Origin of the sequence: Pseudomonas sp. SWRI111, from assembly GCF_014268555.1 — a bacterium.
Taxonomy (GTDB): domain Bacteria; phylum Pseudomonadota; class Gammaproteobacteria; order Pseudomonadales; family Pseudomonadaceae; genus Aquipseudomonas; species Aquipseudomonas hamedanensis.
This window is the reverse complement of the sequence record NZ_JABWQQ010000008.1, coordinates 40,765-59,069: the sequence shown is the minus strand read 5'-3', so window position 1 is coordinate 59,069 and position 18,305 is coordinate 40,765. Positions and strand designations below refer to the sequence as shown.

Genomic DNA, 18,305 nt, shown 5'->3' with positions numbered 1-18,305 from the left:
GTGTACGTCTTGCAGCCCGGTCGCTGACCGGGTTCAACCCTGAACGGATTTGTAGTCATTTATGGAAAAGTCGAAGTTGCGCAAAGTCGCTATGGGTGTGGCGCTGGCGGCAGTGGCCGGCTTGCTGTTGTACGCGGTGCAGGCGCCGGCGGAGGCGCCGCAGTACCTGACCGCCACGGTAGAACGCGGTGACATCGAGAACGCGGTGCTTGCCACCGGGTTGCTGGAGGGCATCAAGCAGGTCGATGTCGGTGCGCAGGTGTCGGGGCAATTGAAGTCGCTCAAGGTCAAGGTCGGCGACAAGGTGAAAAAGGGCCAGTGGCTCGCGGAAATCGATCCGCTGGTATTGCAGAACACTCTGCGCCAGGCCCAGGTCGATGAAGAGAACCTGCAAGCCCAAAAGCGCGCGACCCAGGCCCAGTTGCGGCAGACCAAGGCGTTGTACGAGCGTTATCGGAATTTGCAGGAGGACGCCTCCATTTCTCGTCAGGATTTCGAAACCGCGCAATCGAATTACGAAGTGCAGCAGGCCAACCTGCTGTCGCTGGAGGCACAGATCAAAAGTGCGCATATCCAGATCGACACCGCCAAGGTCAATCTGGCGTATACGCGGATCATTGCGCCGATTGATGGCGATGTGGTCGGCATCGTCACCCAAGAAGGCCAGACGGTGATCGCTAATCAGTTGGCGCCGATTCTGCTGAAACTCGCCGACCTGGACACCATGACCGTCAAGGCGCAAGTCTCGGAAGCAGATGTGATTCACATCGCGCCGGGGCAGGCGGTGTATTTCACCATTCTGGGCGAAGACAAGCGTTATTACGGCAAGCTGCGCGGCACTGAACCGGCGCCGCAGAACTTCCTCGAAACGCCGCCCGCCGGCACGCCAAAGCAAAACACGGCAGTTTTTTACAACGCCCTGTTCGAGGTGCCGAACCCGGACCATCGCTTGCGTATCTCGATGACCGCGCAGGTGCGCGTAGTGCTCGACACGGCCCGGTCAGTGTTGACCATCCCGGTCGCGGCGCTCGGGGCGCGCAACAGCGACGGCAGTTTTCCGGTGCGCGTACTCGACGCCAAGGGCCAGGCCCAGCCGCGCAATGTGCAGGTCGGGATCAACAACAACGTCAAGGTGCAGATCAATGACGGTCTGGCTGAAGGCGATCGGGTGGTGATCGGTGATCCGGTGTCCGCCGTGGCGGGGTCCTGATCATGGCCGAAGCCCTGCTGCAACTGAGCGGCATCACCCGCAGTTTTACCGCTGGCGACCGCGAATTTCTAGCGCTGAAAGACATCGACCTGAGCATCCATGCCGGGGAAATGGTGGCGATCATCGGTGCGTCCGGCTCCGGCAAATCAACCCTGATGAATATTCTTGGCTGCCTCGATTACGCCACCGCCGGCAGCTACAAGATCAACGGCCGGGAAACCCGTGACCTCGACAGCGAGGCGTTGGCCGAACTGCGCCGCGATTACTTCGGATTTATCTTTCAGCGTTATCACTTGCTGCCGCACCTGAGCGCCATGCACAACGTCGAGATTCCGGCGATTTATGCCGGGACCCCGGAGCCGCAGCGCCATGCGCGCGCCCGCGAGCTGTTGGCGCGCCTGGGCCTGGAGCGGCACCTGACGCATCGACCGAGCCAACTCTCGGGCGGCCAACAACAGCGCGTGAGTATCGCCCGCGCCTTGATGAACGGCGGCGAAGTGATCCTCGCCGATGAGCCGACCGGCGCCCTCGACACCACCAGCGGCAAGGAGGTGATGCACATTCTGCAAGAGCTGCACGCCGCCGGGCACACGGTGATTCTGGTGACCCATGACCCGAAAGTCGCGGCCAACGCCGAGCGCATCATCGAGGTCAGCGATGGCGAGATCCTCAGCGACCGGCGCAACGTGCGCGACAGCGAAGCGTCTTCCCCTGACGAGCCGGCCGCGCGGCCAGCCACCGCGGCGCGGCGTCTGGTCGCCAGCCTCGGGCTGTTCAAGGAAGCCTTCAACATGGCCTGGGTCGCGCTGATTTCGCACCGCATGCGCACCTTGCTGACCATGCTCGGCATCGTCATCGGCATCACCTCGGTAGTGTCGATCTCGGCCATTGGCGAGGGGGCCAAGCGTTATGTACTCAAGGACATCCAGGCGATCGGCAGCAATACCATCGATATCTATTCCGGCACCAGTTTCGGCGACAGCCGTTCCGCCGCCATCGAAACCCTGGTGCCCGCCGATGTCGCGGCGCTCAATCAGCTGTATTACGTCGACAGCGCGACGCCGGTGGTCGGGCGCAATCTGCTGTTGCGCTACCGCAACATCGACGTCGATGCCCAGGTCAACGGCGTCAGCGACCTGTATTTCCAGGTACGCGGAATCAAGATGGCGGCGGGCATTCACTTCAGTGAAAGCGATGCGCGGCGCCAGGCCCAGGTGGTGGTCATCGATCACAAGACCCGTCAGCGCCTGTTCAGCGAGCAGGTCGATCCGCTCGGACAAGTGATTCTGATCGGCAATCTGCCGTGCACCGTGATCGGTGTGGCAGCGGAAAACAAAAACCTGTTTGCCGCGAGCAAATCACTCAACGTCTGGGTGCCCTACCAAACCGCTGCCGGACGCCTGCTGGGCCAGCGCTATCTGGACAGCATCAGCGTGCGTATCAAGGACGGCCAGCCAAGCAAAGTGGTAGAAGACAACGTCAACAAGTTGATGCTGCAGCGTCATGGCACCAAGGATTTCTTCACCAACAACCTCGACAGCATCATGCAGACCGTGCAGAAGACCAGCCGCTCACTGGCGTTGCTGCTGTCGCTGATCGCGGTGATTTCGCTGGTGGTCGGCGGCATCGGCGTGATGAATATCATGCTGGTGTCGGTGACCGAACGCACCCGCGAGATCGGCATCCGCATGGCCGTCGGCGCGCGGCAGTCGGACATTCGGCAGCAGTTTCTGGTGGAGGCGGTGATGGTCTGTCTGCTCGGCGGCGCGATCGGCATTTCCCTGTCATATGCCATCGGCCATTTGTTTTCGGTGTTCATCAAAGAGTGGGAAATGGTGTTTTCGCTGGGTTCGGTGCTGACGGCGGTGTTCTGTTCGACGCTGATTGGCATCGTCTTCGGTTTCGTGCCGGCACGTAACGCCTCGCGGCTCGACCCGATCGAGGCGCTGGCACGGGACTGAGGCTCAAGCTCGTGCCAGCGCGGTCATCAGGCGACGCCGGTGGCCGAGCTGTGCTGCGGCGAATACATCCACTTCATGAGTGAATGCCGGCCACTGATGCCCAGTTTGATCGCCGCGCGCTTGAGGTAGCTTTCCACGGTGTTGACCTTCAACTGCAACTGCGCGGCCAGTTCCGGCGCCGTCTGCCCGGCGAGCAGGCCGATGCACACTTCGCTTTCACGGCTGGACAGTTTCAGCCCCAATTGCTGCAAACGTTCGTTGAAGCGCAGGCGCAAGGTCTCCAGCCCGCTGCTCTCTGACGTGGTCGCCGGGCTTTGCGGGTCATTATCCAGCGGTTGCAGGGCGTTGATGTGTTTTTCCACCATCGGCAGCAGGACCGGGGAAATGTCCTGCAACAGGCTGCGCTCGCGGGCGGAAAACCGCTCTGACTGATCGTTGCGGTACACCGAAATCACGTAGCGGTAACCGTCCTTGCGCCGGGTCAGGTGCAGTTGCGAGGCGTCGGTGGCGGTCGTGGCGGGGACGGGCGGTAACGCGTCGCTGTGCTCGCAGAACAGCGTTTCGGCCAATAACGCCGCTTCTGTTGCGGGGTCGGGCTCGCTGCGCGCAACCACCGATTCGACGCGCATCTGCCGGATATGCGTGGCGTCGACCGCCAGTTGCGTACGGATCAGGTCATGCAACATCCGCGGAAAATGGCGGCTGCCGGTGCTGGCGATGACTTTGCCGATGTGCGGAAACAGGTGTGAATTCATGTCTTCATCCATGAGTGGCAATGAGTGGCGCGTGTGCCTGAAACACCGGCGTGAAGCTCCTTGACCGGTGAAACGCTGCAGGTTTGGATCCTATCCTAGTACAACGTTTCAGCTTGCGTTCAATCAAGCGCCGTTCGGCCGACGAGAAGCGGCTCCATGCTGGCACAGGCATGGCGGTCCAGTCTCGCCGGGATTTTTTTGAACGCTGGCGTAAGCACGAGGCCCAAATCTGTACCAACCTGTGGAGGACTGCGTCATGAACGAAGCCGTCAGTTATTTTTCGATAGGTATCGCTGTGATTATTCTGCTGGTCGATCTGTGGGCCATTGTCAGTGTGTTTCGCAGTGAAAAAACCGTGGGTGTGAAAGCGGCGTGGGCCATCGGCCTGATTGTGTTTCCGGTGCTGGGCCTGATTGTCTGGGGCATTGCCGGCCCGCGCGGGGTCAAGGAAGGGCCGTCGTCGCCGGAACACAGCAAGGGCTGATCATCGATTCACTTTTTGCCAACAGGGGGCTTCATGTCGCAACCTGCATCGTCTTTCGCCGCACCGCTGCGCGCCTGGCTGAGTCAGTTGTCGCGCAGCGGCTGGGGCGCGCTGTCGTTCTGGCTGACGCTGGTCATCGTCACGGTATTGTTGCTGGTCAGCGGTTACACCGGCCTGGTCAGTGCCAACCGGGATAACCTGCACTTTGCTGCGCTGGGCGGGCTGTCCGGGTTTGCCGCGACGGCGGTGGGCGCCATGGTGGCGCTGGTGCTGCGCGATGTGGCAGCGCGGACACAAGACACCATGCTCGGTTTTGCCGCCGGCATGATGCTCGCGGCCAGTTCGTTTTCCTTGATCCTGCCGGGCATCGAGGCGGCGCAGACGCTAACCCAGAGTCCGCTGCTCGCCGCCTGCGTGGTCGTGGTCGGCTTGGGATTGGGCGTTGCCTTGATGGTCGGGCTTGACCGCTTCGTCCCCCACGAACACGAAAAAAGCGGCCGGCGCGGGCCGCAGGCCGAGCGGATCAATCGGGTCTGGTTGTTCGTGCTGGCCATTACTCTGCATAACCTGCCTGAGGGCATGGCAATCGGCGTGAGCTTCGCCGAGGGCGACATGAGTGTCGGCCTGCCGCTGACCACGGCCATCGCCATTCAGGACATCCCCGAGGGGCTGGCGGTGGCCCTGGCGTTACGTGTCACGGGAATCTCGGCGATTCGCGCCGCTCTGGTCGCTGTGGGGTCCGGGCTGATGGAGCCTTTGGGCGCGATCATCGGCCTGGGCCTGTCCAACAGCTTCGCCCTCGGATACCCGGTGGCCCTTGGCCTGGCGGCGGGGGCGATGATTTTTGTGGTGTCCCACGAGGTCATTCCGGAAACCCACCGCAACGGCCATGAAACCCCCGCCACCCTGGGCCTGATGCTCGGGTTTGGCGTGATGATGTTCCTCGACACGGCGCTGGGTTAGCGCCGGGGCTGCCGGCGCAACTGCATCCACGCTTGATATGCCTCGGTCCGCTTGGCATCGGCCATCGCTTTGGCTTCGTTGAAGCGTTGCCAGGTCTGCGCATCGCGGCGGCTGTCATTGAACAACCGGTAGGCGCTTTCTTCGAGCCGGTCCGCTTCATAGAACAACGCGTTGATACGCGCCGGTTCGTCCTCTTCCACGTGGGCGCGCGAGTCGTTTGACGTTGTCGAAATCATGATGACGCCTCCGTCCAGTCCAGTGCCGCCGTCTCGCGCCATTTCACCTCGGTGATGCCGAACCGTTCGGCCTGGGGCTTGGAGACGACCTTGAGCGGTGGTTTCCCGGGTTTGGGTATGGGCGCAATACCGGCGTCACAACTTGCCCAGTGCCACGCCGCCGCGTTGCACATGCTTTTGCTGCGGATGACGAACGACTTCGCTTGGCCGTGCAGCTTGTATTCGATGGTGAAGATATCGGTGTGCCCCATGCGCTACTCCTTACGCTCATAGGCAAGTGAGTGAAGGCGCAAAGAAAAAATTCCAACGATTTCATGAACGGCATTGCCCGGCAAAAAAACCTCACGGCAAACCCCCCATAGCCAGCGTCGGGCGCTGCCATGAGGCGTATGCAATCGGGTGTTGGAGGTCTGCCGCGTGCGTTGAAGCGAGGGCTTAGCTGTGAATGATCGAAGTCACCGATTCGGCGCTGATCATCGGCGGTTCGATGGCGTGAATCAGGCCACAGAGCAGCGCTTGTGACGGATCGATGATGCGCGGGGCGGCGGTCAGGTACTTTTCCGTTTCCAGCCGTTCCCGTGCCTCGGTGGTGCGCTCGGCGACGATCCGCGCATACAGGTACAAGTCGTAATCCAGGCTCATGGCGTATTCCGACATGCGCGAGTGGTCGACCGCGCCCTGCAGATGCCAATGGAACGGATGGAAGAGGAATTTGCTGTGGGTACAGGCCGACCGATGACGGCCGGCGAGAAAAACGATGTTGCCCATCGATTCCACCGTGCCCAGGTTATGGGTGTGTACCGGAATCGGCAGCGACAAGAGGAAGTTGTACATGGTGAAGCCATAACTGCATTCGCCGCCCATCGTCGCAATGTTGACGATCAGCTTCGAAGCGTTTTGCTGGACCGCGGCCGAGGCTTTTTCGATCAGGTGCCCGCACGTGGAAGCATTGATCGGGCCGGTGAAATGAATGACGTGGACTGGCATAAATCACCTCGCAATTGAAGGGGCTGGCGCTTGCGCAACTGGGTGGTGTTTAGCGAATGCTGGCTGCCGGTCAGGCAACGGCGCGGCGCTCATGAGCCGCGTTCGCAGACCGGCCGGGTGTGCGTTGCGCTTGAATGGCGTTCTGCTTGAGCGATGCCCTGGCTGCGTTCGTAACAGCAGCGCCGCGTGATCGGTGTGGCAACGGAAACGGCCAGTGCCGGGGTTTCGGCGGTGTCCGGCGGGGTATCGCTGAGCACGTGAGCCGGTAGTGAACACACTTCCATTTCATGGGCCGGTTCTTCGGCTTTTTCCAGTTGCGGGGCGCATGGCCGGGATTCGATCGAAGCTTTCATGGCGGACCTCGAAGGGAAGGGGCCACGCGCCCGATCCCTGTGTGGCGGTTGATGGGTGTCCGCCGCGGGTCAGATGGCCTACCGTGACCTGATCGCAACAGACACTACTTCCGATAGCCGTCAGCGCGAAAATGTTTTGAAAGTTTTGCCTTGGCCCGATAGGCGGTCAGCGAGTCCCAAGAATTGCCCGTTATAGGGCGCCGTTCAGGTGAAACGCAGGTTGCGAAATTGCCACGGATCCTGTTCATCACCTGGCGGATCAATGCCGACATGGCGCTGCGCAAGCGGCGTCCAGTCGCTGTAAAAACCTTGCAGAGGGCCGAGATAAGGGCGGCACAGTTCGAGGATTTCCCGGTGCGGCAACTCATCCGGTTCGAGGATGCCGCGCCGAGGGTTGCGTATCGTCCAGACCACTCCGGCCATGACCGCCGCAGTGACCTGCAGTGACGTCGCGCTGTTGTGCGGACAGAGCGCGCGGGCCTGATCGATGCTCAAGGTCGAGCCATACCAATAGGCGGTTTTCCCATGACCGAGCAGCAACACGCCGAGTTCGTCGCGCCCGCCTGCGATGTCATCGTCGAGCAAGCGTTGCTGCGGTTGTGGTTGCCATTGGCGAGCGGCAAGTTCATGCAGTGACAACAGCGCATCGTCACAGGGCCGGTAAGCGTAATGCACGGTCGGCCGGTAATCGGGATGCGCGCCTTCGCCGACGGTCAGGTATTCGGCGATGGAAATAGCCTCGCTGTGGGTGACCAGAAAACCGAGGGTCGGCCCGACGCCCGGGGTCCAGGTGCGCACTTGCGTCGCGGCACCCGGCCGTTGCAGGTAAATGGCGGCCTGGCTGCCGTAGGGGTGTCGTCGGGCATCGGCCGGCAATGCGCGCTCGTGACTGCCCCAACCGAGTTCCGCCGGCTGGCACGCTTCGGCGATAAAGCCTTCAACCGACCAGGTGTTGACGAACTCGCCGGGCTCTTTGCGCCGGGCGGCATATTGCGAATCGTATTCAGCGATGTGAATGACCTTGACCTTTAACGCTTGGGCGAGCCGTGCCCAGTCTGCCCGCGAAGTACAGACCGAATGCTGCTGGCCGATGTCCGCCGCCAGATTTTCCAGTGCCTGCTTGACCAAATGCGAGACCAGGCCGGGGTTGGCGCCGTGGGTGAGAATCGCCGTGGCGCTGTCCTGAGCGCCACGCAACGCCAGAATGCCGTGACGCAGGGCGTAATTGGTGCAGGCCTGGGGTGGCTGTTCGGCACTGTCATACCCGCCGGCCCAAGGCTCGGTGCAGGTATCGAGATACAGCACGTCGCGCGTCTGGCAAAAAGCGAGCAATGCCTGGCTGGACACTTCGATGGACAGGTTCAAGAGAAAATCGCCGGCGCGCAGTTTCGGCTCCAGGCACGCGTGGAAGTTGTCTGCGGTCAACGCTTGTTGCTCGACCTGCACGCCATAGTCACGGGCCGCTTGCTCGGCGGCCCCGGACGGACAAATCACCCAGACCTGCGCTGGATCGAGTTCGATGTGACGCAACAGCAGCGGCAAAACGCCACGGCCGATGCTGCCATAGCCAATGATGATCAGACGTGCACAAAACGGTTGGCGTTGGACGGCTGGCATGCGCTTCTCCCGATAGGCGGCGGGGCAGAAAAACCTAAGTCTTTTTATTGCGACCGCATCGGCGCATGACCGTGCCGTTGCATTGCGCCAAGGGGCAGCCGCGGCAAAAAAAACGAACTGCGGCAGTAGCGCGGGCGTCCATGGTCAGGACGATCCACGAACCCGTATTCACCGGTTGAGGAGGCTGCACATGAACGATTACCCCATGGACGAAACCGATTCCGATCACCGCCACCGTCAGTTTGGCCAAGCCCTCGGGCTGGACGCCGACGAAGTCGAACTGTGGGTCAGCTCGATAGAGGAGGACGGCAGCGGCATGGGTTATGTGGTGCACTTTTCCAGCGAGACGCCGGCCGACGTGTTGGCCAAGGTGCCGGGGCTGGGCGATGACCTGACCATCAATATCGGCCCGATCGATTGAGACGGCGGGCGAGGTGACGCGGGCGTTGCCTTCGATAGCGGCGACCGCGCCAGCCTCACGGCTTGGTTGACTTCAGGGCGCCCGCCGAGGGTTTGAGTTGTTCCTGCAAATCCTTGGCCTTTTGCGCCTGCTTCTCGATGCCTGGCAGCTCGGCGTTGGCGAAGGCCTTCAACTGCGGGTTCTCCGAGGACATCGCTTCCTTCTTGAACAGCATCAGTTTGCGTTCGAGGGTCTGCGCCTGGCTGTCGATGTAGACGCGGTCGAACGATTCGTCGCGGGACTCAAGCCGCAGGCGCTTGGCTTTCGAGGCGACCGAGGGTTGCGCCGGCACGTCCATGCGCAACGCTTGGCCCAGTTTCTGAAGCTGCGGATAGACGCGGTCGTGGTCAGCGATCATTTGCCGGGCAAAGTCCCTGACGTCCGGCAGTGCACTTTTTTCCAGGGCGATGCGCGCGCTGTCGTTCTGGAACAGGCTCTGTTCAGCGGCTTCTTCAACGAAGGCATTGAGCGTGACCGCGTAGCACAGCGTGACGGTCTGAAGGCTCAGGAGCAGTGCGGCGAGGCATTTGGTGGCAAGCGTTTTCATGGGCGCATCCCTTTGCGGTTCAGCTTTGGGCAGGGGTCATGAGGTTCGATTGAGCGGCTGGGCGAGGATTCAGAAAAATCGGCGCATCAGCGACAAGCGGCGCAAAGCGCATGTTCAAGGCAAAAAAAAGGAATTATTTTTTCCGGGTTCGACTCTTTTGTTCATGAACAAACTGCTCGCACAAGGCGAAGGTGAACGGCCATGACGATGATCGAAACCGCGATCAAGACCTCTTCCACGACGCGTACTTTTCAGGCGGCCTCGTATCGTCAGGAATATGAGCGGCTGCTGGCCCGGGACTCACAGGCCAGTCGGCAAGCCCGGACGCTGCTGCAAGGACAACTGCGCCGCGCGGCTGAGCTGTCAAGCGATCTGCCTGCGACCCCTGAAGAGCTTGAACAGTGGGCCCAGCATCGTTGCGCGGCGGTGGCCGCGCAATACGCTGAATATTTGCAGGCGCGCCAGCAGGGCGGCGAGCGGCGCTACTTCCGCAACCGCTCCCACGCGCTGTATTTCATTCAGCATGTGGCACCGACCAAAGTGGTGGACGGCGCTTGGCTGGCCGGGATTGCCGCGCACTGGCAGGACCCGCGTTTCGACCATTTGCTCGACACTTACCTGGAAGAATTGGGCGATGGCCTGCCTCGGCAAAACCATGTGCTGATCTACCGCAAGCTGCTCGCCGAGCACGATTGCGACGACCTGCGTGGCCTGAGTGACGACCTCTATTTGCAGGGCGCGTTGCAACTCGCGCTGGGCCAGTGCAGCGATGAGTTTCTGCCGGAAGTGATCGGCTACAACCTGGGTTACGAACAGTTGCCGCTGCACTTGTTGATCAGCACCTATGAGCTGCGCGAGCTGGGTATCGATCCGCAGTATTTCCGCTTGCACGTGACCATCGACAACGCCAGTACCGGTCACGCCCACAAAGCGGTGCAGGCGCTGTTGCAGTTGCTGCCGCTGGGCGCCGAGCGCGAGGCGTTTTATCGGCGCGTCAGCCTGGGGTATCGACTCAATGATCTGGGCAAAGGCTCGACCGATGTCATCCAGGCGTTTGATCTGGAGCGGGAAGTGATTGCCATGCTGGAACGCAAATGCGTGTTCGGTCAGCACATGCACTCCGATTATTGCCGCCTCGAAAATCGCACGATCAATCAATGGCTGGCGGTGCCGGGGCAGATGGGCGAGTTCCTCGCGGCATTGCAGCGCAAAGGCTGGATCAAGCGCGGCGAGCCGGTAGAACAGAGTCGTTTCTGGCAACTGATCGATGGCAGCGAGGCCGTGATGTTCGGGGTGTTCAGCGGCTATGAAAAACAACTGCTGCGTGACTGGATCACTGACACGCAATACGCCCCGCGGACCCGGCCGCACGTCGCGGCTCAGGCCCCGGGCGCGGCTCAGGACGAAATTGAGGATGCAGAGCTGCTCGCCCTGCGCGAACAGCTCGAACCGCTGGCGCCTGGCGAACAGATGCAAGCCTTGTTGCCGTGGCTATCGGCCCGGCGTCACTGGCGGCCGGCGGGGCTGTTTGCGACCCGGCGTTTTGTCGAGTTGCGCGGGCAACTGCGCTGATTTCAGGAGGAAACATGTCAGTACAACAAACGGCGGATCGGGCGTTGCTCGATCTGGGCAAGCGCTTGCTCGACAGCGGTTATCAGTTCATCACCCCCTCACCCTTGACCCATGAGCGCTACTACCAGCGCGTCCCGGTGCCTCAGGCGCGGGATTGGCGTGATGTATTCGGTTGGTCGATGCCGTTCGACCCTGAGCTGTTCAGTGAAGAGGATCGGGCGCTGCTCGATCGCGCCGGAGTGATCGAGCGCCAAGACACGTTGTGGCGCAGCAGCGTGCGCTGGTCGCGGCTCGGCGAGCTGTTGTTTGTGCATTCGGCTTGGCCGACCAGCGACACCGACGCGGTGTTTTTCGGCCCGGACAGTTATCGCTTCGCCCAGGCGATCGACGCGCAGTTGCAAACACGCTTCGCACCGGTCAGACGCGCCGTCGACATCGGCTGCGGCAGCGGCATCGGTGCGGTCGTGGTGGGCCGTTCGCGGCGCGATGCCGAGGTGCTCGCGGTGGACATCAATCCGCGGGCGCTGCGCCTGGCGGCGGTCAATGCCGAACTGGCCGGGGCGAGCAACGTCAGCGTCTATCGCAGCGATGTCCTGGCCAGCGTAGAAGGGCAGTTTGATCTGATCGTTGCCAACCCGCCGTACATGAACGATCAGCAGCAGCGCGCCTATCGCCACGGCGGCGGCACGCTGGGCGAAGGCCTGTCGGTGCGTATCGTGCGCGAGTCGCTGCCGCGCCTGGAAGTGGGCGGCACTTTGCTGGTGTACACCGGAGTGGCGATCGTCGCGGGGCAGGATCCGTTTCGTCAGGCGATCGAGCCGATGGTATCCGGCGAACAATACGCCTGGACCTATCGCGAACTCGACCCGGATGTGTTCAGCGAAGAACTGCTCAAGCCCGGCTACGAACGCGTCGAACGCATCGCCGTGGTTGCCCTGACCGTGACCCGAGAACGCTGAGCGCGGACAATCTGGTTTTTTCAGGATGGGAGTGAGCTTGCTCGCGAAAGCGGCATCCCAGGCGACATGGATGTTGAATGTTAGGGCCTCTTCGCGAGCAGGCTCACTCCCACAGGGACCTTCGGGTGTCAGTCAGGTCTGGGTCATGTCCCCGGTTTAATGTAGGAGCGAGCCTGCTCGCGAAAGCGGTATCCCAGGCGACATGGATGTTGAATGTTAGGGCCTCTTCGCGAGCAGGCTCGCTCCTACAGGGGCCTTCGGGTGTCAGATAGGTCTGCGTCATGTCCCCGGTTTTGATGTAGGAGTGAGCCTGCTCGCGAAGGCGGCATTCCAGGCGACATGGATGTTGAATGTTAGGGCCTCTTCGCGAGCAGGCTCGCTCCCACAGGGGGCCTCGGGGTGTCAGATAGCTCTGCGTCATGTCCCCGGTTTAAATGTAGGAGTGAGCCTGCTCGCGAAGGCGTTTCGGTTATCGTGTGCGGGAGCGGGTGAGTGCGAGCAGGCATCCGCCCACGAGCAACGCCGCGCCAGCGACCCACAGCGGTGATGCCTGGGCTTTGGCCGAGCGCCAGCCGCCTTCGACGCGACGCTCGCCGCCGGGTGGATTGAACAGGTTGCCGGACGAAGTTGCCGCCGCCGGACTGCGGTTGAATCCCCATCGCGTCAGCCAGCCCGATAGCTGCGGGAAGCCCGGCAGTACAAAGTGCGCAGCCCGCGCCAGTGTGGCTGCGGCGCCGACGGTGGTGCTGGGTTTCGGATGGAGTGCACAGTGGACCATCGCTCGGGCTACCCGGTGCGGGTCGTAAACGGGAGGCGGGGGCTTGAGCGCGTGGCCGGTAAAATTGGCGCCATCGCGAAAGCCCGGGGTGTCGATCACCGCTGGATAAATATCGCATACGTGAATGTCCGGGCAGCCGCTCAGTTCACCGCGCAGCGCTTCGGTCAAACCGCGCAAGCCGTACTTGCTCGCCGAGTACGCGGCCGCGTACGGCTGCGCCACCCAACTGCCCAGCGACAAGGTGTTGATCAAAACGCCTTGCTTCTGCGCCTTGAAATACGGCCACACCACATAAGCGCCGCGCAGATATCCGAGCAAGTCGGTCTGCAGCACTTGCTCATGCACGTCGAGCGGCGTCTGCTCGAAGCTGCCCACTGCGCCGACCCCGGCGTTGTTGATCCAGATGTCAATCCGGCCATCGCCAAACTCAGCTGCCTGGCTTGCCAGCGCCTGCATTTGCGCGCTGTCGGTGACATCGGTGCGGACCGCCAGCGCCGCCGCGCCGCGTGCGACACACTCGTCGACCACCTCGGCGAGGGCGACCTCGTCGCGCGCAGCCAGGACCAGCCTGGCCTGTTCGTCGGCGAACGCTTGCGCAGCGGCGCGACCGATGCCGCTGGAGGCTCCGGTGATTACCACGAGTTTGCCGGACAGTCGCGTTTTACGCTGTTGATTCGGTGGCGAATCATCGCGGCTATGCGGCGCCGCCGCCTCGGGTTCGGCTGTGGTCGGGTAGGGGATTTCATTGAGCGCAAGGCGCTGACCGTCACCGAGCGTCAGCGCCAGGTCCTCGATCTGGCCGACGCGTCGGTCGGGGTAGATCGGTTCGCCGGTCGGGTCGAGCTGGTCGTAAATGAAATCCTGGCCTTCGAGCCAGCCCACGGCCGTCTGCAATTCCGGGCCGAGGTAATATTTGCCATCGAGAAAAAAACCGGGGAACTGCGGCGCACGTTCAACGCTTTCAATGGCATAGCACGTCCCCGGCTTCATGCCGGTTGCTGGGGCGATCATGGGGCATTCCTCCACGGCTGGTTGGGCGCCGCACACCGGGCGCACAGCGTTGTTCCACCGCCATGAGGTGCGGCTGTGCGCCCTCACGATGTGCACCGAACGTCAGGGTGAGATCGGATCGCTGGCGGGAAAGGTTTCCTCGACCGCTTCGTCGAGTTTCGAATCGCTGACGCTACGCTCGCCCAGCTTCACGCTTCGTTCGCAGTGACAATCGGCGGCCGGGCAGGGCTGCCCATCCGGGTGCAGATCGGCGCAGGCCTGGCTGCAAAAGCGCTTGCCGTCACGCTCGAATGCGCTGTCGCGGGGACAGTCGCACGTGCATTCCGGACACGCACAGCCAGGGTTTGGCGGGTCGGTTGACATGAGGACCTCCTGATAAGCGGGTTCGGCGGTTTGCTCAAAACGGCAGGGGAGCGAGGCTCCCCTGCAACCGGCGCATCAGCTATTGCTGTTGCGCCCACCCCCATGGCTGTTTTCGCCGCCCTTGCGTCCGGCCTCGGATGCTTTTTCACGGTCATTGGCGAAGTTGCCGCCGCTGTTCTGGCCGCCTTTGCTGCCGGCTTCGGCTGCGCGTTGCGGATCATTTTTGAAGTTGCCGCCACTGTTCTGGCCGCCCTTGCTGCCGGCTTCGGCTGCACGTTCGGGATCGTTCTTGAAGTTGCCACCACTGTTTTGGCCACCTTTGCTGCCAATCTCTTGGTAGAACTCTTTGTCATGGGAAGCCGAAGTGGCTTCGCCACCTTTTTTACCCGCTTCGTTAACCGACATGCCGCCTTGTTTATCTTGTGCCATTTCAACTTACCTCATGTTTGTATGGGCAAAAAGTCGAACTTTGAGTGCTATAAAGATAGCGCCCTTGTTGTTCGCCAAGTGCCATGAAGTTGCGTGTTGCCGTTTTGCTTATAACGGTTGTCGCCAAGTTGTTTTATTGCTGCATAACTGTCTTGCCGTTTGTCTGAACAGGAAGGTCATGGTTGGCGACGGGCTTGTTACGTTGCCAGCAGTGGCGGCGCAACTCACCGCGTTGCATCCGCTACCACCCCATGACCGGGTTCTGCCTATGACCTGTCAGCCATTGATCGCAAAGGGCAGCCAGGCTGCCCCGATTTCCCTTGCTCAGGATTTGCGACCACCGCCGTGGCTGTTCTGGCCTCCTTTACGACCGGCTTCGGATGCTTTCTCCCGGTCGTTGGCAAAGTTGCCGCCGGAGGCCTGACCGCCTTTTTTGCCCGCCTCGGATGCTTTCTCGCGATCGTTGGCGAAGTTGCCCGGATTTTTATTACCAGTAGTCATGATAGTTCTCCAATATCGATTGACGTTTCGCTAGTTGTCCGTTTGTTGCTGCGGACAATTATTCCGATAACGCGACGGTGAGAAACGTTTGAAGATTTTTTATCAGACCCGATGAACGGTATCGGTTGCAGAGAAACTTATACAGCGCACCGAATTCGCTGCCGCTTCGTATAATTTTTTATGATATTAAAATGCTGCTGTCAGTGTTATCGCCGCTTCGCTTAATTAACCTTTTGTCGGCACAGGTGACGCTCGGGTGGGGGCGGCAGAGTTGCAGTGCTAGTGTTTTGTCAATGCCCAATGGTCGGGCGTTATAAGCAACTATGAAAGATGAACGGGAGCAACAGCCATGACTGAGAAACATCGAAGCGAGCACTCTTTCGCCGATGATCCGCAAAAGATCAAAAGCGCAGGCAAAAAAGGTGACCCCACGGCCAACGTCAAGCTGGATCGAGCGGAGAAGGCGCGCGTTGGCGGGCAACACAGCCACGGCGGTAGCCGAGCGGGCAAGGGTGATTGACGCGGCGTGCCCTTTGGCGCCTCAACCCGCCGCGGTTTCCTCAAGCAACAGCGCGGTCACCCGTGACAAGGCCGAGCGGGCACCGTGCTGCTTGAGGGCCTGATTGAACACAGCCAGTTGCCGGTCGGCGCTGGTGCCCTCGGCGATGAGGTTGCTGGCGTGTTCGAACAGCAAGGGCATACGCAACTGCCTGGCCGTTTCGGCAAATTGCAGTTGAGCCATCCCTAACCATTGTTCAGCGGTGCACTCGGTGCCGCTGCCCGGCACGATGAACCTGCCATGGATACCAAAGCGTTTGGCGCGCCAGTGGTTCTCTTCAAGTATCGCCCGAGCGCGCAGGTCATAAGTCGCGCCGGGTTGCGCTTGTTCCATGGCGTGGGTGACCAGTACGCGGAACAACCCGGCGAGCGTCAGCGCATCCTCAACCCGCGGGCAGGCGTCGGTCATGCGTAACTCAAGCGTCGGGTAACGCACGGCGGGACGGATGCCCCACCAGCATTCGCTCGGTTGATGAATCGTGCCGATCTCGCTGAGAAACGCGATGTGCCCGTCGTAGTCGCGCTGATCGACAAACATCGGCGGCACGCCCATGCGCGGCCACTCGCCGCAGGCCACTTGTCGATAACTCATGAAACCGCTGTCGGCGCCGTCCCACAGCGCAGAGGAACAACTCAACGCCAGCAGCAGCGGCGTCCACGGCAACACTTGGTTCATTACCCGGATGCGATCGAACGGCGGCGGCACTTCGACGTGCACGTGCAGGCCCGACAGCACGCTGCGCCGCGCGACGTGGCCGTAGTCCTGAAACAGCTGGATAAAGTGCGCTTCGGCGGTGGGCACCTGATCGCGCCAATCGGCCAGCGGATGACTGCCCGCGCAAAGCAGCCCGAGCCCGAAAGGCTCAAGTGCTGCGCTCAGGGTCTGGCGTGCGCGGCGCAGATAGTCGCTGGCCTGACTGAAATCGGTGAACACTGGTGAGGCCACTTCAATCTGGCCCTGAAACATCTCGCTGGCGAATGCGTCTCCCATGGCCGCCTTGCACGCCTCAATCGCCTCGGCTGGAGGACGGCCGACCATCTCGCGGCTGTGCAGGTCGGTGATGAAATATTCTTCTTCGATACCGAATCGTGGATCGCTCATGGGAGGGCTCGCAAGGCTGGAGGGCAGGGCAATGGCGGTCAGTGATAGTCATTACCGGCAATGGCGCGCAGGTAGGCCTGATCCGCCTCGATGCGCAAATCGCGCCACTCGCTCCAGGTGACGATGCCGCGCCGATCCATTTCATCGCACTGACGCAGCAACTCTTCGTGATAGCGGTCCGGGCACTCCATGCGCAGGGCCTGATCGTCCAGGGTCTGGTGCCAGGTGTCGAGCGCCTGCAAGCGCGTAACCTGGGCCGCCGTGAGCAGATGTTTGAAGGCATTCATGGTGTCGGCTCCTGGGGTGTTTTCACTGGGAGCCGCGCGCCTCGTCAGTGGTTCAAAGCAAGTGACCAGGCGCAGCGGAGCGCGCCGTTTCGCTTGTTCGGCAGTTCCAACCATTTGTCTTGAAGCGTGATTTTTTTTGAAATTTCCTCAGCGCCCGTGCTTCACAACAGGGTAGGCCGTTGTTTAACCGTGGACAGCGCCGCGCTCAACTCAAGACTGAGGAGATTTGTCATGTTTCTACATAACAAGCGACTTCAATACACCGTTCGTGTTGCCGAGCCCAACCCGGGCCTGGCTAACCTGCTGCTTGAACAGTTCGGCGGTGCGCAAGGCGAACTGGCGGCCGCATCGCGCTATTTCACCCAGGCCCTGTCCGAAGACGATCCGGGACGCAAGGATTTGCTGATGGACATCGCCACCGAAGAACTCAGCCATCTGGAGGTCATCGGTTCGATCATCGTCATGCTCAACAAGGGCGCCAAAGGCCGGATGGCCGAGGGCGTGGAGGAGGAGGGTGAGTTGTATCGCTCGCTCAACGGCGCGGGCAACGATTCGCACATTACCAGCCTGCTCTATGGCGCCGGCTCGCCATTGACCAACTCGGCTGGCGTGCCCTGGACGGCGGCCTACATCGACACGATTGGCGAGCCTACCGCGGACATGCGTTCCAACATTGCCGCTGAAGCACGGGCGAAGATTGTTTATGAGCGCTTGATGAACGTGACGGATGACCCGGGCGTGAAAGAAGCCTTGGGTTTTCTCATGACCCGGGAAATCGCTCACCAGTTGTCGTTCGAAAAAGCCCTGCATGCGATCCAGCCCAACTTCCCTCAAGGCAAGCTGCCCGGCATGCCTGAATTCACCAACGTTTACTTCAACATGTCGCAAGGCACCGAAAGCATGCGCGGCCCATGGAACCAGGGCGATGATTGGGAATTCGTCGAAAACCCAACACCGGCCGTCGATGGCGGAGACGGGTTGGCCACGGTGCAACTGGACAGCGCTGACGAGGCGCTGCTGGAAAACATGAAAATGCGGACCATGTCCGACCCCAACAGCGAGCCGGTCACCGGTGCGGATCTGGGTTCCGGCACACAGGCCAAACCCGCCCTGTGACCACGCTGAAACCGCACGCATCGCTGCGGTGTGCCGGGCGCGTCGGCACCAGCGGG

The 18,305-nt window shown here is 61.4% G+C and carries 23 protein-coding genes; 10 read left to right on the top strand and 13 right to left on the bottom strand.

What is annotated here, in order from left to right:
• Positions 1-61 precede the first annotated feature (61 nt).
• Together macA and HU755_RS11855 are read left to right on the top strand one after the other, a co-directional pair.
• Positions 62-1,210, top strand: coding sequence for a macrolide transporter subunit MacA (macA, locus tag HU755_RS11860; RefSeq protein WP_186621440.1), 1,149 nt, complete (start codon positions 62-64; stop codon positions 1,208-1,210).
• 2 nt (positions 1,211-1,212) lie between these two features.
• Positions 1,213-3,171, top strand: coding sequence for a MacB family efflux pump subunit (locus HU755_RS11855; protein ID WP_186632732.1), 1,959 nt, complete (start codon positions 1,213-1,215; stop codon positions 3,169-3,171).
• A gap of 26 nt (positions 3,172-3,197) precedes the next feature.
• Here the strand turns inward: HU755_RS11855 and HU755_RS11850 are convergent, their stop codons facing one another.
• The gene (locus HU755_RS11850) at positions 3,198-3,926 is read right to left on the bottom strand and encodes a helix-turn-helix transcriptional regulator (RefSeq protein ID WP_186632729.1); all 729 of its coding nucleotides are present in this window, start codon (positions 3,924-3,926) and stop codon (positions 3,198-3,200) included.
• A 256-nt stretch (positions 3,927-4,182) separates the two neighbouring features.
• On the opposite strand from HU755_RS11850, the gene HU755_RS11845 reads away from it, so the two are divergent.
• The gene (locus HU755_RS11845) at positions 4,183-4,410 is read left to right on the top strand and encodes a PLD nuclease N-terminal domain-containing protein (protein WP_186547970.1); all 228 of its coding nucleotides are present in this window, start codon (positions 4,183-4,185) and stop codon (positions 4,408-4,410) included.
• 33 nt (positions 4,411-4,443) lie between these two features.
• The gene (locus HU755_RS11840) at positions 4,444-5,373 is read left to right on the top strand and encodes a ZIP family metal transporter (protein WP_186632726.1); all 930 of its coding nucleotides are present in this window, start codon (positions 4,444-4,446) and stop codon (positions 5,371-5,373) included.
• Here HU755_RS11840 and HU755_RS11835 read toward each other — a convergent pair.
• The 5 genes from HU755_RS11835 to HU755_RS11815 form a co-directional block, all read right to left on the bottom strand.
• Positions 5,370-5,609, bottom strand: coding sequence for a hypothetical protein (locus HU755_RS11835; RefSeq protein ID WP_186621436.1), 240 nt, complete (start codon positions 5,607-5,609; stop codon positions 5,370-5,372). The two genes, HU755_RS11840 and HU755_RS11835, sit on opposite strands and share 4 nt — an antisense overlap.
• Entirely contained in the window at positions 5,606-5,860 is a 255-nt protein-coding gene (locus tag HU755_RS11830) for a DUF6555 family protein (RefSeq protein WP_186632723.1), read from the bottom strand. Before HU755_RS11830 ends, HU755_RS11835 begins: the two co-directional genes overlap by 4 nt.
• 184 nt (positions 5,861-6,044) lie before the next feature.
• Positions 6,045-6,596 carry an ATP-dependent Clp protease proteolytic subunit gene (locus HU755_RS11825; protein WP_186547962.1) on the bottom strand — a complete coding sequence of 184 codons (552 nt, stop codon included), beginning with the start codon at positions 6,594-6,596 and terminating at the stop codon, positions 6,045-6,047.
• A gap of 89 nt (positions 6,597-6,685) precedes the next feature.
• The gene (locus HU755_RS11820; RefSeq protein ID WP_186547959.1) at positions 6,686-6,949 is read right to left on the bottom strand and encodes a hypothetical protein; all 264 of its coding nucleotides are present in this window, start codon (positions 6,947-6,949) and stop codon (positions 6,686-6,688) included.
• Positions 6,950-7,153: 204 nt separating this feature from the next.
• A complete protein-coding gene (locus tag HU755_RS11815) occupies positions 7,154-8,566 on the bottom strand; it encodes a saccharopine dehydrogenase C-terminal domain-containing protein (protein ID WP_186632720.1) in 1,413 nt (470 codons plus the stop codon).
• Positions 8,567-8,756: 190 nt separating this feature from the next.
• Here HU755_RS11815 and HU755_RS11810 point away from each other — a divergent pair, with 190 nt between their 5' ends.
• On the top strand, positions 8,757-8,987 hold the full coding sequence (locus tag HU755_RS11810; RefSeq protein ID WP_186632717.1) for a hypothetical protein: 231 nt from the start codon (positions 8,757-8,759) through the stop codon (positions 8,985-8,987).
• A 55-nt stretch (positions 8,988-9,042) separates the two neighbouring features.
• Here the strand turns inward: HU755_RS11810 and HU755_RS11805 are convergent, their stop codons facing one another.
• A complete protein-coding gene (locus HU755_RS11805; protein WP_186632714.1) occupies positions 9,043-9,573 on the bottom strand; it encodes a DUF4142 domain-containing protein in 531 nt (176 codons plus the stop codon).
• On the opposite strand from HU755_RS11805, the gene HU755_RS11800 reads away from it, so the two are divergent.
• The 3 genes from HU755_RS11800 to HU755_RS11790 are packed head-to-tail and all read left to right on the top strand — an operon-like array spanning position 9,572 to position 12,104.
• Positions 9,572-9,778, top strand: coding sequence for a hypothetical protein (locus HU755_RS11800; protein ID WP_186632711.1), 207 nt, complete (start codon positions 9,572-9,574; stop codon positions 9,776-9,778). The two genes, HU755_RS11805 and HU755_RS11800, sit on opposite strands and share 2 nt — an antisense overlap.
• A 2-nt stretch (positions 9,779-9,780) precedes the next feature.
• Positions 9,781-11,145, top strand: a complete 1,365-nt coding sequence (locus HU755_RS11795) for an iron-containing redox enzyme family protein (protein WP_238349987.1) — start codon at positions 9,781-9,783, stop codon at positions 11,143-11,145.
• Positions 11,146-11,159: 14 nt separating this feature from the next.
• Positions 11,160-12,104, top strand: a complete 945-nt coding sequence (locus HU755_RS11790) for a class I SAM-dependent methyltransferase (protein WP_186632705.1) — start codon at positions 11,160-11,162, stop codon at positions 12,102-12,104.
• 469 nt (positions 12,105-12,573) lie between these two features.
• Here the strand turns inward: HU755_RS11790 and HU755_RS11785 are convergent, their stop codons facing one another.
• The 4 genes from HU755_RS11785 to HU755_RS11770 all read right to left on the bottom strand — a co-directional run bounded on the left by HU755_RS11785 (position 12,574) and on the right by HU755_RS11770 (position 15,186).
• Positions 12,574-13,893: an SDR family oxidoreductase gene (locus HU755_RS11785; protein ID WP_186632702.1), complete on the bottom strand. Its 1,320-nt coding sequence runs from the start codon at positions 13,891-13,893 to the stop codon at positions 12,574-12,576.
• A 102-nt stretch (positions 13,894-13,995) separates the two neighbouring features.
• A complete protein-coding gene (locus HU755_RS11780; RefSeq protein ID WP_186632699.1) occupies positions 13,996-14,256 on the bottom strand; it encodes a metallothionein in 261 nt (86 codons plus the stop codon).
• 75 nt (positions 14,257-14,331) lie between these two features.
• On the bottom strand, positions 14,332-14,685 hold the full coding sequence (locus HU755_RS11775) for a general stress protein (protein ID WP_186547943.1): 354 nt from the start codon (positions 14,683-14,685) through the stop codon (positions 14,332-14,334).
• 324 nt (positions 14,686-15,009) lie between these two features.
• On the bottom strand, positions 15,010-15,186 hold the full coding sequence (locus tag HU755_RS11770) for a general stress protein (RefSeq protein ID WP_039764047.1): 177 nt from the start codon (positions 15,184-15,186) through the stop codon (positions 15,010-15,012).
• A 349-nt stretch (positions 15,187-15,535) separates the two neighbouring features.
• Between HU755_RS11770 and HU755_RS11765 the strand changes: the two genes are divergently transcribed.
• Positions 15,536-15,706 carry a general stress protein gene (locus tag HU755_RS11765; RefSeq protein ID WP_186632696.1) on the top strand — a complete coding sequence of 57 codons (171 nt, stop codon included), beginning with the start codon at positions 15,536-15,538 and terminating at the stop codon, positions 15,704-15,706.
• A gap of 21 nt (positions 15,707-15,727) precedes the next feature.
• On the opposite strand, the gene HU755_RS11760 is transcribed toward HU755_RS11765, so the two are convergent.
• Both HU755_RS11760 and HU755_RS11755 read right to left on the bottom strand, forming a co-directional pair.
• A complete protein-coding gene (locus tag HU755_RS11760) occupies positions 15,728-16,846 on the bottom strand; it encodes a carboxylate-amine ligase (protein ID WP_186632693.1) in 1,119 nt (372 codons plus the stop codon).
• 38 nt (positions 16,847-16,884) lie between these two features.
• Complete coding sequence (locus HU755_RS11755; RefSeq protein ID WP_186619355.1) at positions 16,885-17,133, bottom strand: hypothetical protein; 249 nt, start codon at positions 17,131-17,133, stop codon at positions 16,885-16,887.
• A 231-nt stretch (positions 17,134-17,364) separates the two neighbouring features.
• Here HU755_RS11755 and HU755_RS11750 point away from each other — a divergent pair, with 231 nt between their 5' ends.
• Positions 17,365-18,249, top strand: coding sequence for a manganese catalase family protein (locus HU755_RS11750; protein ID WP_186547935.1), 885 nt, complete (start codon positions 17,365-17,367; stop codon positions 18,247-18,249).
• Positions 18,250-18,305: the final 56 nt, after the last annotated feature.